This window comes from Roseovarius ramblicola (assembly GCF_042430665.1).
Lineage (GTDB): Bacteria > Pseudomonadota > Alphaproteobacteria > Rhodobacterales > Rhodobacteraceae > Roseovarius > Roseovarius ramblicola.
Map to the genome: position 1 here is coordinate 269413 of NZ_JBHMEC010000015.1, position 14507 is coordinate 283919.

The window sequence follows — 14507 nt, forward strand, 5'->3', positions numbered from 1 at the left end:
TGTCGCGCCAGGCTCAGGCCCAGCCGTCGACATTCCCGAGTAGGATCGCCGTGGTCTCGAATCCCGGCTCGCCGGGCACGGGCAGCGTGAGACGCATCCCCTCGGTCGGTGGTGCACCGCCTTCCGCGATCATCGACATATCGGCAGCCGCGTCCATAAACACCCATTCCGGCGCACTGGGCGTTTGCAGCCCTACGGCAAAGCGGAGCGTATCCAGCGCATCGGCCACCGTCACCGCGCCGTCGCGGTCGAGATCGGCTGCGATCAGATCGTAGGGGGTGGCAGGCCCGAAGGCCGGCGCGAGACCCACGGCAAGCCGCAGGATATCCAGCGCGTCGGCCACACCGATGCCCGGATCGCCTGGGGAATAGTCGCGCGAGATGTGCAGCATCCCGCTCTGCCCCGCCGCCGCCGACAGGTCGAACCGGCCCAGCGCATCGGCACTCACCAAGAGTGGCGGGCCATCATCGGGGACGAAGCGCACCTGCGCGCCGGTGAGCCATGGGTTGAGGCCGTCGGGGTCGATCACCAGAAGCCGGTCGTTTTCGAGACTCGGCGGCGGTGCCGGGTCGGGGGCGGGACCGGGTGCCGGGTCCGGGCCGGGGGTCGGGTCCGGGACGGCGCCCGGGTCCGGGTCCGGGTCATCGGACGGCGCAGGCTGGTCCCGCACGGTCACAACCCCGAGCCTGTCCGGGCCGTCAAAGGCAAGATCGAACAGGTCGGCCCGCTCCAGCCCGCTGCCGTCGTGGCTGTCCAGCAAGATCACCTCGTCGCGGAAGGTGAGCCGCGCGCCCCCCTCCCGCGCGATCACCGCCAATTGCTCCGGGTTGCGCAGGAAACTGAAATCCGACAGGTCGAGCCGGTCGAGATGTGGGTTGAAATCGGTGATGCGGACCTCACCACCGACCCGGTGCAGCACGAAGAGATCCGCCCCCGACCCACCGGTCATGGTGGTTCCGCCCGGGCCGGCGACCAGGATGTCGTCGCCCGCACCCCCGTCTATGGTCGCCCCGTCCGCCTCTGCCACGATCAGGTCATGCCCCGCAGTGCCGGTCAGCGTGCCGCCGCCACGGATCACCGTGCCGATACCGGCCATCGGCACGGTCAGGTGCGCCAGACCGGCATCGCCCTGCGTGGCAGCAAGGATCTGCAGCGCGCCCTGCGCCTGTGTCATGCTCAGACGGGTGATCCCGTCCAGCCCGCCCGCCGGTCCGTTCGCGATGGCATCGAGATGCACCAGACGCCCGTCCGGCAGGAGTGTCAGCAGGTTGATCCCGTCATCGCCGCCCCCCGCAACGACAAAGACCTGCCCGGCCACCTCCGCCACGGCGATGTCCTGGACATCGGCAAACCGGCTGCCCCGGCTGTCGATCAGGTGATCGCGCAGCACGAACGTCCCGTCCGCCCGCATCTGCAGGACGCTGAGCGAGGAACTGCCGGCCGCCGCGAGGATCGCGAAGTCCTGACCATGTGCCTCGGTCAGGAGCAGCGCGGTGGCGGCATGGATGCCCAGCCCCTCGTCGGGCCCGCCCGTGCCGGTGACGGTTGCGGTGCCTGCGTCATCCAGCACAACCCCCGTGACCCGGTCGAGCAGCGCCTCGGCGCTCAACAGTACCGTCCCCTGCTGCGAGGAGCCCAGCGCCAGCGCCGCGCTCTGCCCGGGCAGCGACGCGATCTGCTCGAACCCGCCATCCGCCGCGGCACGGTAAACCGCGATCTCCTCGGCAGCACCGGCGAGCGCGAGGATATCCCCGCCCGGGGCACCGGCGAGATGCGCCAGAGTGACCACCGCGGCGGGCCCGTCCGTCAACGGCCCGGAGCCGATCCTGTCCCCGATCCGCCCGTCCGTATCGACCGGCAGGACAAACAGGCCAGTGGCCGACCCGCCCAGCACCACCTGCGCCCCGGCACCACCGTCCTGAAGCACAGCGAGTTGGGCGCTGATGTTTCCGCCGAAAGCACCATCGAAGCGCGCGCTGTCTGCGACCTCGAGCGTGCCGTCGGGCCGCAGCCGCCGGACGCTCATCCCGCCCCCGGCGCCGGTGGCGGCGATCACCATCATGGTCCCGGCGATATCGACCGCGGAAAGCGCCTCGATCCCCACGTCCAGAAGATCGTCTCCCACGGTCGAGCCGCCCTCGAAATGCAGGCGCATGCCACCCTCCGCAAACACGCGTTGCGGAGAAACTGAACGGCCCGGATGGCACGGGACGGCCCGGAATCATGGTCGCGGAGAGGACTTTCCGCTCACATTTATTTGAATTGGCACAAACGCCTCAAGTGCCTGGATTGGCGCAAACGCCACAACTCGCGGATGAAGGTACCCGGGGGGACTTTTTACCTTGAAATGGCAATCCCCGCACGCGAAACAGATGTATCAGACGTTGTTTCCTGTCGGGCATAAACTTGTGAGGCTGTCGTGAACGAGATTTCCAATTCCAAGCATAATGAACCCTCCCGCGTGGCAACCGACGCGGATCGGCGCGCCTATGTGCGGGACTGGATCGCACGCCGCCTGAACGGCAAGGCCATGGCGGCCACGGGCCTGCTTGGCACGGTCCTGAGCCTGCCGATGGTGGCCGCCGCGCAGGCCGCGCAGCAATTCGTCAGGGCCGACGGAATCGCCGGGGTGAGCGATGTGCAGGTCATGGACGACGGCTCGGTGCAATTGCAGATGTCCAACGGGATGACCGTTTCGGTCCCGGCGAGCGACGTGCGAATCACCGATGCGGGCGACGTTCTGGTCAGCGACCGCATCGTCGAGGTGGCGGCAGACGTCATGGCCGCGGCCGAGGGCGGCGGGTTGGGCGGCGGGGCCATTGCCGCCGGGCTTGGCGGCGCAGCCGTGGCCGCGGCAGCCGCCGGCGGCGGTGGCGGCAGCGACGGTGGCTCGGCGCCGCCACCGGTGCTCAACGGCGAAAGCTTTCAGTCCCAGGTCCTTGGAATCAGCGGCGGTTTCAACAGCGAGAACACGGGCATCACGCCGCCCGAGGGCACCACCACGATCGAGGTCACGATCACCGACGAAGAAGGCGGGGAAACGTTTTTCGAAGTCGAACCGGACGAAGACGGCAACTGGACCACTCCCGACCTTGGCGACGATTCGCCCCCGCAAGGCAACGTGACCGTGACCGTCAGATCGCTCGACGAGGGTGGCGAAGAGCTCGACAGCACCACGCAGGACTTTGTCGTTGACACGGTGGCACCGGAAATCACGATCGGTGATACCGGCGTGGGTGGCGATGGTGTGCTCAACATCACCGAGCAGGACGCGGGCATCACCATCTCCGGCGCCACCGATGCCGAGGACGGGCAAACCGTGACCGTCACGGTGGGGGCCGAGGAATTCACCGCCACAGCGTCGGGTGGCGAGTGGAGTGTCACCGTTCCGGCTGGCAGCCTCGCAGGGCTCGGGGACGATGCCACCGTCAACATCACCGCCAATGTCGAGGATGCCGCGGGCAACACGGCGGACGAGGCGACGGACAGTTTCACCACCGACCTCAGCGCCGGGATCACCCTCGATACCATCGCCGGAAAGGATGTGGGCGACGCCGGAACCGAAATCACCGCAGCCGACCGCGTGGGCGGCTTCGAGGTTGTCGGCACTGTGGAGGATGTGGAGAACGGCCAGCCCGTCACCGTCACGATCAACGGCCAGGATTTCGCCGGGACCGTCGCGGGCGGAGCCTTCACGGTTGAAATTGACGACCAGGCTTTCCTCGACGGCCTCGGCAACGGGCCGACCACCCTCAACGTCTCGGCCAGCGTCACGGACGAGGCGGGCAACGAGGCCACCACCCCGCCCGCCAGCATCGCCGCCGATTTCACCGGTCCGTCGATCGCCATCGACCCGATCCCCACCGCCGACGGCGACAACACCCTCAATATCGAAGAACGCGCAGACGGCTTCGAGATTTCCGGCACCACCGACCGCGTGGCCCCGGGCAGCACCGTCACCGTCACGGTGAATGGCGAGCCGCTTGCCGGTCCCGTCACCGTTGACGCGAATGGCGACTGGTCAGTCATCGTCGATCAGGGCGACGGCGGCACCTTCCCGCAAAACGGCCCGGTCACGATCGAGGCAGATGTCACCGACGACGAGTCCGGCCTTGAGGAGTCCGCCGCCCCGCTCGAACTCGACGCCGATCTCGAAGCGCCGGCCGTCACCATCACCGACACGGGCGTGGGCGACGACAATACCCTCAACCTCGCGGAGCAGGACGCGGGCATCACCATCTCCGGCACCACGACCGGCGTCGAAGACACCCAACAGGTCGAAGTGCGGCTTTTCGACGGCGGCATCCTCGTTCCCGGCGGCGGCGGTGATTTCTATCTCGCCGATGTAGACGGAAATGGCGACTGGTCGGTCGTCATTCCCGACACCACGCTTGCTCAGTTCAGCGGCGACGGCACCATTGAGGTGACCGCCAACGTATCGGACGCGGCGGGCAACGCGGCCCCCGAGGACGAGCAAAGCTTCAACCGCGACCTCACCGCACCCACCATCTCGTTTAACGACATTTCCGGCGACAACCAGATCGGCCTGCTCGACGTGCAGGGCAATCTCGAGATCACCGGCACCACCTCCGCCGAAGTGAACCAGCCGGTCACGCTGACCTTCAACGGGCAGGACTTCAACGGCTCCGTCATCAGCAACAGCCTCGGCGGTGCCGAGCCGAATGCGTGGTCCGTGACCGTCCCGCAAAGCGCCGTTGTGGCCATTCAGACGCAGGCCGACACCGGTGACGGAACACTGAGCAACATTCCTGTCTCCGTCACCGTCTCCGATCTCGCGGGCAACGCGGCGACGGCGCCTGCCGAAACCACCATCGACGCCGATTTCAACGGCCCCTCGATCACCATCGACGACATCGCGGGCGACAACATCGTCAACGCCACGGAGGCTGGCGAAAACATCATCTTCTCCGGCACCGTCAACAACGTGCCCGACACGCAGGAAGTGACGCTGAATGTCGGATCGCTGGAACTGAGCGTCGGGATATCCGGCGGCTTCTGGCAAACCTCGCTAACCCCGCAACAGGCGACAGACGCCGGCCTCACGGATGGCGCGACTGTCGATATCACGGCGGATGTCACCGACGGCGACGGCGTGCCCGCCCCGCAGGCCACGGCCCAGATCACCGCGGATTTCACCGCGCCCGAGGTGTTTTTCGACACCATCGCCGAATCCGTCTCTCCGGGGGATGATACCGACAATTTCCTCAACGAAGACGCCCTCGCCAACGGTATCGATTTGTCCGGGCACGCAACCGGCGCGACGGACGGCACCGTGGAAATCTTCTTCGGGGCTGGTGACCAATTCCCGTCAATCGCAAACGTGGATTCCGATGGAAACTGGTCGCTGGGCTTCACCGGCAATGTGGTCGACTCGAATTTCCCCGCCGGGGCGGGCGACCGCGTGCAGGACTTCATCGTCGTCGCCGTCGACGAGGCGGGCAACCGCTCCGACCCGGTGACGCGCACCGTGACCCTCGACGTCACCCCGCCCGAGATCCTGATCGATGCGATCTCGGGAGACGACGAGATCGGTCTGCTCGACGTGCAGGGCGACCTGGAGATCAGCGGCACCACCGATGCCGAGGTCGGCCAGGAGGTCACGCTGACCTTCAACGGGCAGACCTTCACCGGCTCCGTGCTCGGCAGTGGCCTGCCCGCAGGGCTGCCGAATTTCTGGGGTGTGGATGTCCCGCAAAGCGTGATCGAGGCCCTTCAGACGCAAGCCGATGCGGGCGACGGAACTCTGAACGGCATTTCCGTCACTGCCACCGTCACCGACGTCGCAGGCAACCCGGCAACCACACCCGCCACAAGCATGATCGGCGCCGATTTCAACGCCCCCTCGATCACCATCGACCCGATCACCGGCGACAACGTGATCAACGCCGAGGAAAGCGGTGGCGATGTCACCATCTCCGGGTCGACCGAGCGGGTCGGAGAGGGGCAGGACGTCACCGTGAGCGTTGACGGAACGCCGCTGCCGACCGTTCAGACTGACCCGACCGGCGCGTGGCAGGTCACCTTGCTGCAAGCCGATCTGCCAGCCGACGGCGCGTCCGTGAGCATCACGGCGGATGTCTCGGACGATGACGGGATCGCGGCCCCGCAGGCAAGCGAAACCCTCTCCGCCGATCTCACGGCACCCGGCATAAGTTTCGACATCATCCGCGAGAACATCGCCGGCTCCGACGATCCCGGCGATGACGGCTTCCTGAACGCCGCTGCGCGCACCGACGGCATCGAATTCATCGGCAGCACAACGAACGCGCAGGCAGGCGACACTGTCGAATTGTCCTTCGCAGGCAGCGGTTTCGGAGATATCGACGATTTTGGTGTCGGCAGCGCCACGGTTCAGGCGGACGGGTCATGGCGAATCGGTTTTGAAAGCGGACCGGTTCCGGTCTTCTTCCCGGTCGCCAATGGCGAGGGACCCGTGGATTTCGCCGTGGTGGTCATAGACGCGGCGGGCAACCGGTCCGCACCGGTGACGCGGACCATGACACTCGATGAAACCCCGCCCGGGGTGACGATAGATAGCCTCGAGTCGGATGGTCAGGCCCTCGGCCCGGTGATGAACATCGCCGAGAGCGGCGAGGACCTTGTGATCAGCGGCACCGTCAATGGTGCCGACGACGTCACCGTCACCCTCAACGGCACGGAACTGACCGGCGTCACCGTCAACAGCGGCGGCTGGGAGGTCACCGTGCCCTTTGCCACGCTGACGGGTCTCGGCACGGATGCCACCGTCGAGATCATCGCATCGGCGACCGACACGGCGGGCAATACCGGCACGTCCGATCCGGCCAGCTTCACCACCGACTTCACCCCGCCCACCATCGAGATCACCGATACCGGCGTCGGGCCGGACGATATCCTCAACATCGCCGAAAGCGACGCGGGGATCACCATCACGGGCAATGTGACCGGTGCCGAGGGCGAAACCGTCACCGTCACCCTGAGCGGTGTGGCCCCGGGTCCGATCACGGCAACCGGCCCGGTCACCGGCGGCACCTTCGCAGTGTTGTTCGATGACGTCGCTCTGGATGGTTTGAGCGGGTGGGCATCGGCCACCGTCACCGCCGATGTCTCGGACGCGGCGGGCAACCCGGCGACCCCGGCAACCGGCGGCTTCGACATCGACGTCACCGCGCCCACCATCGCCTTTGACGATCCGCCGCCCCAGCCCTTCACCCTCGATATCGAAGAGCGCGAGATGGCGGATGGCATCGACTTTACCACGTCGGAAACATCCGGCGCGAACGTCACCCTGACCTTCACCCATAGCGACGGTACCGCGGATATCGACAAGACGGTGGCGCTCGACACGCTCACGCCGGATGCGGGCTTGTTCACCCTGCCGCTGACCGAGCAGGAGGTGGACGGGCTGCGCGACCTGAGCGATTATACTGTCGCCATCACCATCACGGATGCGGCGGGCAACGTCGCGGAGACGCCCCCAAGCTTTGATATCTCGACCGATTTCGCGCCGATCCTCACCATCGACCCGATCGGCGAGGACGGGGCGGTGGACCTGTCGGATACCGCCGATGCCAGCATCACCGGCACCACCGTCGGGGTGGAACCGGGGCAGCAGGTCACCGTGGTGATCACCGCGGCGAGCGGCGCGACCCTGCTGGACACCTCCCCGGGCGCAGACAATATCGACGTGCAGGTCGATGCCAACGGAGACTGGACATTCGACGTGCCGCAATCCGCCATCGACGCGCTGGAGCCGGGCGAGACCTTTACCGTCGCCGCGAATGTCGAGAACGCGGCAGGGCGTGCGGCGGACGAGGCGAGCGCGGATATCGACGCGTATCTGGCCACTGGCTATAACTTTGTGAACACCGAAGAAAATGGGAGTACGCTGACGATCGTAGCCAATGGTAACGAGAACTTGGACGCGTCCGCTGGTCTTGGGATCGACACCACTTTGACTTTTGACACGGCGGACGCAAGTTTTGCGCTTGGGAGCACCACGGCAATTCTGTCCGGCCTCCTCCCGTTGCCAAATGAAAACAACGCCGCGAGCGGTGAGGTCATTTTCGGGGGTTTGGTCGCCACTCCGTTCACACTTCCTGCCGAACTCTACGGCTTCGAGATCGAATCCCAAGATGCTGGCCCGATCACGCTCAGCTTCGTCGACGACGAACAGGGCGGCCCGACCGAACTCCAGATCGGCACCTCCGGGGGCGACACGCTGACTGCGTCCAACATCGACTCGGTGATCCAGGGCAAGGGCGGCGATGACAGCATCGACGTCTCGGCCACCGGCACCGATGTCGTCGTGTTTGAACTCGATCAGGCCAGCAACGGTACCGATACCGTCACCGGCTTTACCTTGGGCAACACGTTCCAGTCGGATGTGATGGCTTTCCTGGGCGAGGCCGATCTGCGGGGCGGGGGAACGGATGTGGAAAGCCTGGGCAACGGTGGCCCGTTGGGCGCGGATACCGGGTTCGTGATCTTCACGAACGCGCTTGGCGGTACCGACGCGACCGCGCTCGAGACGGCCTTCGAGGGGCTCACGGGCGAGGCTGCGGGTGACGAGGTCTACTTCCTCGCCGGCGATGGCACAGATGCGGCGCTGGCGCGGGTCACGGTCGCCGCACCGGATGACGCCTCGGTCGAAATCCTCGCCAATTTCAGCGACATCGGCGATCTGAACCAACTCAGCCCCGACAACGTCATCCTGCCCGATCCGGTGACGATCGCAGTGACCTAGGGCAAGGGGCAATAATCGGACAGGCAAGCCGGTGCTGCGCAGTATCGGCCTGCCTCCGGTTCGCAAGGCCCGATATTTGCGGATTGATAAGAAACCTGGGGGATAGTCGGCAGTCATGAACGCGGTGACACAAACGGGGCAGGTGCCAGTCAGCCACGAGCGTCACGGCGGGCGTTGCTGGCGGCGGTTCACCTCTTATGCCTTTGCGCGGTCGCTGCATTGCGTGCCGGTGGTCCTGGCCGAGCTTGACCCGGCGGCGGCAAGCTTTCCGGTCGTCTTCGCCGAGGATGCGCAGGGGATGATGCCGGTGGCGCTCCTGCACTTGCGGCGCGACGCTGATACGCCCTTCGTCGCCGGGGACGGCTCGTGGCGCGGCACCTACGTGCCCTCGGCGTTGCGCGCGCATCCGTTCAGCGCCAGCGCCACCGGCGCGGGGGACGAAATGGCCCTGCTGGTCGATGAGGGCAGCGGGCTTGTCACCGACGATCCGCATGACGAGCCGTTCTTTGCCGAGGACGGCACCCCGTCAGAGCCGCTCGGTCAGGTGATCGCCTTCTTCCGCACCCGCGCCCTGTCGGAGCGCGACACCCGCACCGCCTGCGCGGCGCTTGGCGAGGCCGGGCTGCTCGCCCCGCTGCGGCCGCTGCCGGGCATGGACGACATGAGCGCGCAGGGGCTGTTCGCGGTCGATCCGGAAAAATTGCAGGCCCTGCCCGACAGCGCCCTGCCCGGGTTGTGGCATGAAGGCGCGCTGCGTCTGGCGCAGGCGCACCGGCTGTCGCTGCATCACGCGTCATGGATGGCGCGGGCGCTCAGTGCCGCTCCGGGGGCCACCGCCCCGGCCGCCCCGGCCCCGGCCCCGGATGCACCCGGTTCGCGCCTGTCGGATTTCCTGTCGGCGGTCGCCGACGCGCGGGACCGCGACAACGGAGAGCAGGGATGAGGGCGGCGCTCGCGATAATGGCCCTCGGCGTGCTGGTCGCGTGTACCGAGCGGCCCGACCTCACGCAAGTGCAGCGCAGCCTCGCGCCCGGGACCGCCGGGCTACAGGGGGACCGCGTGCCCGATGGCCTCGCCACTGATCCGTTCGGTCTGGCGATCGCCCGCGCGGTCGTGACCAACCCCGATCTGGCGCGCAACGCCGCCGACATCCGCGCCGCGCGCGCCAATCAGAAGGCGGTGGACGGGGCGTTCCGCCCCGATCTCAACGTCGGCATCAGCGCCGAGAGCCGCCTCGTCGGCAGCGATTCGGACAGCAATACCTCACCCTTCCTGCGGGTGTCGCAACTGGTCTACGATGCCGGGGCGGCGCATGCCGATCAGACCGGCGCGGAGGCGCGGGTGCTCGAATCCCGCGCCCGGCAGCTCGAGGTCGCCTCTTCCGTGGCGCTGGAGACGGTCGAGACCTATCAGAGGCTGATCACCAGCCGCCGCCTGCTTGACCTCGCCAACGAAAACCTGCGCGTGCTGCGCGGGTTTGACCGCCAGATCCGCGAGCGCGTGCGCAGCGGCGCGGGCTCGACCGCCGACAGCCTGACCGCGCGCAGCCGGGTGGCGGATGCCGAGACCCGGCGCGTCGACGCGCAGGCGCGTCTCGACCGCGCCGAAGCGGCCTTTCGCCGTCTCTTTCAGGAGCCGCCCGGCAATCTGCCCCGGCCCGTGACAGCGCCGCCGCTTCCCGCCGACGAGACCGACGTTCTGGAGCAGAGCCCGCGCCTGCGCAGTGTCACCGCCGCCCTGCGCGCCGCCGAGGCGGATCTGAGCGCCGCCCGCGCCCGCCGCCTGCCGGCGCTGGAACTGGGCGCGACGGGACGGCGTGATTCGGGCGGGGGGGCCGATGTCGGGCTCGACCTGACGCTGAATTACAGCCTTGACACGCGGGGCGAGCTCCGCGCCGCCATCGACGCGGCCGAGGCGCGCCTGGACGCCACGCGGGCCGAGCGGGACATGCTCTTGCGCGACGTGCGCGAGGCGCTGGCCTTCGTGCGGGCCGATCAGGTGGCGGGCGATGCGCGTGTCATCGCCGCCCGCAAGGCCGCGGACACCAACGCCCAAAGCGTCGACACGGCCCGCGAGCAGTTCAGCATCGGACGCCGGAGCATGGTCGATCTGCTGGATTCGCAGCGCGATTATGTGCGTGCGGAGGAAACCCTCATCCTCGCCGAGGAAGAGCGGTTCCTTACCGACTACGCGGCGCTGGCCCTCACCGGCGACATCATCGACGTGTTTGCGATCCCCTTGCCCGAGGTCGCGCCATGACGGCGCCGGAGACCGGGCCGCGCGTCGTCACCCTGGACCGCGAGGCGCACAGCCGACCGGACGAGACGTCGCCCCTGGAGGCCTGCCTGCTCCATGCCGCCGCCTTTCTCGACCGTCCGATGACGCTGGCCGCGCTGCATGCCGTGCAATCGTCGGAAGCCGAGGGCAGCCTCGGGGTGCGCGAGGCCATCACCGCCGCCGAGCGCGCCGGGATGCAGGCCGCGTTCGGGGCGCGGCCTCTGCGCGATTTCGATGCCGCGCTGACCCCCGCGATCCTGTTGATGGAGGGCGGTCGCGCGGTCGTACTGCATGGTCTGGCAGACGAGGACCGGCTGGCGATATACGACCCGCTGCTCGGCGAAGGCATCGGCGAAGTGCCCCGCGCCGAGATCGCCGAATCCTATGCGGGCCACGCCATCCTGCTGCGGCGCGAGCATCGCGAGGATATCCTTGCGACCACCGAGGGGCGGCGGGGGCATTGGTTCTGGTCGGCGCTCGCCGCCAACCGCTGGTCCTATACGCAGGTGCTGCTGGCCGCGGTTCTGGCCAATTTTCTGGGCCTCACGACGTCGATCTTCATCATGGTTGTGTATGACCGCGTGCTGCCCAACGAGGCGACGGAATCGCTCATCGCGCTCACCATCGGCGTCGGCATCGCCCTGCTGTTCGATTTCGTGATCAAGAGCCTGCGCGCCGGGTTCATCGACCGCGCCGGACAACGCGCCGACATGGCCATGGGACGACGCATTTTCGATCAACTGCTCGATATGCAGATGCGCGCGCGCAAGGGCTCGACCGGGGCGCTTGCCAGCACCCTGCGGGAATTCGAGACGCTGCGCGATTTCTTTACCTCGGCGACGCTGGTGGCGGTGGTAGATCTGCCCTTCATCCTGCTTTTCGTCGGGGTGATCTACCTGATCGGCGGGCCGCTTGCGATCGTGCCCGCGATCGCTGTTCCGGTGGTGCTTTTGGTCGGCCTCGCCGTGCAGCCGCTGCTGGCCCGGCTGGCCGAACAGAGCTTTGCCGACGGACAGTCCAAGCAGGGCGTGCTGGTGGAAACCGTCTCGGGGCTGGAGACGATCAAGGCCACCGGGGCCGCCCGGCGCATGCGCGCCCGCTGGGAAGACGCCATCGCCCGGCAATCCGAACATGGCACGCGCAGCCGCACGATCACGCAATTCGCCATGAACGCGACCGCGTTCACCCAACAGACCGCGCAGGTCATGATCGTCTTCTACGGCGTGTTCCTGATCACCGCCGGAGAGGTCAGCATGGGCGCGCTCATCGCCAGCGTGATCCTGACGGGGCGGGCCCTGGCACCGCTGGCACAGCTTGCTCAGACGCTCACCCGGCTCAACCAGGCGCGCAGTTCCTACCGCAATCTCGATGCCCTGATGCGCGCCGACAGCGAGCGCCCCGAGGGTCGCCACTGGATCAGCCGCCCGAAACTGAACGGTCGCATACGCTTCGACAATGTGCATTTTACCTATCCCGACCAGATGGTCGCAACGCTCGATGGCGTCAGCTTCACCGTTGAACCCGGTGAGAAGGTCGCGATCCTCGGCCGGATCGGCTCGGGCAAGAGCACGATCGCGCGGCTGCTTCTCGGGCTTTACGAACCAGACCGCGGCGCGGTCCTGATCGACGACACGGACATCCGGCAGATCGACCCCGGCGATCTTCGCCGAAATGTCGGGTCGGTGCTGCAGGACGTGTGGCTCTTTACCGGGACCGTGCGCGAGAATATCGCCATCGGCGCGCGCCGTCCCCGCGACGCCGATATCATAGACGCCGCGCGCGTCGCCGGGGTCGAGGATTTCATCGCCCGGCATCCGTCCGGCTACGATCTGATGCTGGCCGAACGCGGCGAGGGGCTGTCGGGCGGGCAGAAACAGGCGATCACGCTCGCGCGCGCGCTGGTCGGGCGGCCGCCGGTCCTGCTGCTCGACGAGCCCACCAGCGCCATGGATGTGCAAAACGAGCGCGATGTCATCGCGCGGCTCAAGGACGAGGCACGCGAGCGCACCGTGGTTGTGGTGACCCATCGGACAAGCCTTCTGGACCTGGTGGACCGCGTCATCGTGATCGAGGATGGCCGTGTGGCCGCGGATGGCGACAAGTCGTTGCTGGCCCGCGGCGGGCGGCAGGCCACGGGCGGCAAGGATGGCGCGTGATCGCGATCTGGAACGGCTGGCGCGAGAGATGCGCGGGCGGTCGCCGCTGCGCGGCTCGCTTCTGCTCCTGACCATCCTCGCCTTTCTCGCGACCGCCGTCATCTGGGCCGCCAACACGGAAATCGACGACGTGACCCGCGCCGACGGGCGCATCGTGCCCTCGGCCTCGATCCAGGTGATCGAGGCCTCCGAGCCGGGGGTGCTCGAGGCCCTGCATGTCAGCGAAGGCGAGGTGGTCGAGAAGGGCGCGCTCCTGATGGAGCTTGATGGCACCATACTCGACAGCCAGTTGGATCAGGAACAGCAGCGCGCCTATGGCCTGATGGCCCGGATCGAACGGCTGCAATCCGAGATCGACGGAGATCCCCTGCGCTTCACCCCCAACCTGGTGGCGCGGGCGGCGGATGTCGTGAAATCCGAAACCGCCCTCTACCGAGGCAGGCAGGTCGAATTGCAGGCCGAGATCGACATTCTCGAACGCCAGCGCCTGCAACGCCGGCAGGAGTACGAGGAAGGGCTGGTGGACCGCCAGACCGCCCGGGAAACCCTCGCCGTCCTGACCGAGGAACGCGACATGATGGCCCCGCTGGTCGAGCGCGGGATGGAGCCGGCCACCACGCTCCTGTCGCTGCGCCGCTCCGAGGCCGAGTGGCGCGGACGCGAGGTGCGCGCCGAAGCCTCGCTCGAGCGGCTGCAGAGCGCGCTCGACGAGATCGACGACCGGATCGCCGCCCAGCGCAGCCGCTTTCGCAGCGCCACGCTGACCGATCTGGCGACCGCCACGGCCGAGCTTGCGGCGCTCAAGCCGGCCCTTCCCGCGCTCCAGAGCCGTGCCGCCCGGTCGCGCATTACCGCCCCCGTGCGCGGGATCGTCAACCGCGTGCACCGCGCCACGCTGGGCAGCATGGCCCGCTCGGGCGAGGAACTGATCGAGATCGTGCCGCTCGATGACACGCTTCTGGTCGAGGCCTATGTCCGGCCCGACGATATCGCCTTTCTTTATCCCGGCCAGCCGGTCAAGGTGACGATTACCGCCTACGATTCCTCGCGCTATGGCAACCTTTCGGGCGAGATCCTGCGCATCGGCGCCAACACCATCACCCGCTCCGAGCGCAGCGAGGAAGAGGTCTTTGTCGTCGAGGTCCGCACCACCGACACCATCCTGGACGCCGATGGCGTCGCGGTGGAGATCATGCCCGGCATGGTCGCGCAGGCGGATTTCATTGCCGGGCGCAAGACCGTGCTGGATTACCTGATGCGCCCGGTCGTGCGGGTCAAGGAGCGCGCCCTGCGCGACTGAGCCGGGGGCCGCGCGGGCCCGCCCCTGC

6 protein-coding genes are annotated in these 14507 nt (G+C 67.6%); 5 read left to right on the forward strand and 1 reads right to left on the reverse strand.

The window, feature by feature from the left end; genetic code table 11:
* Window positions 1–13: 13 nt before the first annotated feature.
* A complete protein-coding gene (locus tag ACFFU4_RS09945; RefSeq protein ID WP_377069608.1) occupies window positions 14–2155 on the reverse strand; it encodes a hypothetical protein in 2142 nt (713 codons plus the stop codon).
* A 306-nt stretch (window positions 2156–2461) separates the two neighbouring features.
* On the opposite strand from ACFFU4_RS09945, the gene ACFFU4_RS09950 reads away from it, so the two are divergent.
* The 5 genes from ACFFU4_RS09950 to ACFFU4_RS09970 all read left to right on the forward strand — a co-directional run bounded on the left by ACFFU4_RS09950 (window position 2462) and on the right by ACFFU4_RS09970 (window position 14479).
* A complete protein-coding gene (locus ACFFU4_RS09950; protein WP_377069610.1) occupies window positions 2462–8746 on the forward strand; it encodes an Ig-like domain-containing protein in 6285 nt (2094 codons plus the stop codon).
* 115 nt (window positions 8747–8861) lie between these two features.
* Entirely contained in the window at window positions 8862–9689 is an 828-nt protein-coding gene (locus tag ACFFU4_RS09955) for a SapC family protein (protein WP_377069612.1), read from the forward strand.
* The gene (locus tag ACFFU4_RS09960; RefSeq protein WP_377069614.1) at window positions 9686–11005 is read left to right on the forward strand and encodes a TolC family protein; all 1320 of its coding nucleotides are present in this window, start codon (window positions 9686–9688) and stop codon (window positions 11003–11005) included. Before ACFFU4_RS09955 ends, ACFFU4_RS09960 begins: the two co-directional genes overlap by 4 nt.
* Window positions 11002–13179, forward strand: coding sequence for a type I secretion system permease/ATPase (locus ACFFU4_RS09965; protein ID WP_377069616.1), 2178 nt, complete (start codon window positions 11002–11004; stop codon window positions 13177–13179). Before ACFFU4_RS09960 ends, ACFFU4_RS09965 begins: the two co-directional genes overlap by 4 nt.
* Window positions 13169–14479 carry an HlyD family type I secretion periplasmic adaptor subunit gene (locus tag ACFFU4_RS09970; protein WP_377069617.1) on the forward strand — a complete coding sequence of 437 codons (1311 nt, stop codon included), beginning with the start codon at window positions 13169–13171 and terminating at the stop codon, window positions 14477–14479. Before ACFFU4_RS09965 ends, ACFFU4_RS09970 begins: the two co-directional genes overlap by 11 nt.
* Window positions 14480–14507: the final 28 nt, after the last annotated feature.

What these genes read in the sequence shown, in the direction of transcription:
- ACFFU4_RS09945 (WP_377069608.1), bottom strand. Translation starts at nt 2,155, where the DNA reads ATGCGCCTGCATTTCGAGGGCGGCTCGACCGTGGGAGACGATCTTCTG.
- ACFFU4_RS09955 (WP_377069612.1), top strand. Translation starts at nt 8,862, where the DNA reads ATGAACGCGGTGACACAAACGGGGCAGGTGCCAGTCAGCCACGAGCGT.
- ACFFU4_RS09960 (WP_377069614.1), top strand. Translation starts at nt 9,686, where the DNA reads ATGAGGGCGGCGCTCGCGATAATGGCCCTCGGCGTGCTGGTCGCGTGT.
- ACFFU4_RS09965 (WP_377069616.1), top strand. Translation starts at nt 11,002, where the DNA reads ATGACGGCGCCGGAGACCGGGCCGCGCGTCGTCACCCTGGACCGCGAG.
- ACFFU4_RS09970 (WP_377069617.1), top strand. Translation starts at nt 13,169, where the DNA reads ATGGCGCGTGATCGCGATCTGGAACGGCTGGCGCGAGAGATGCGCGGG.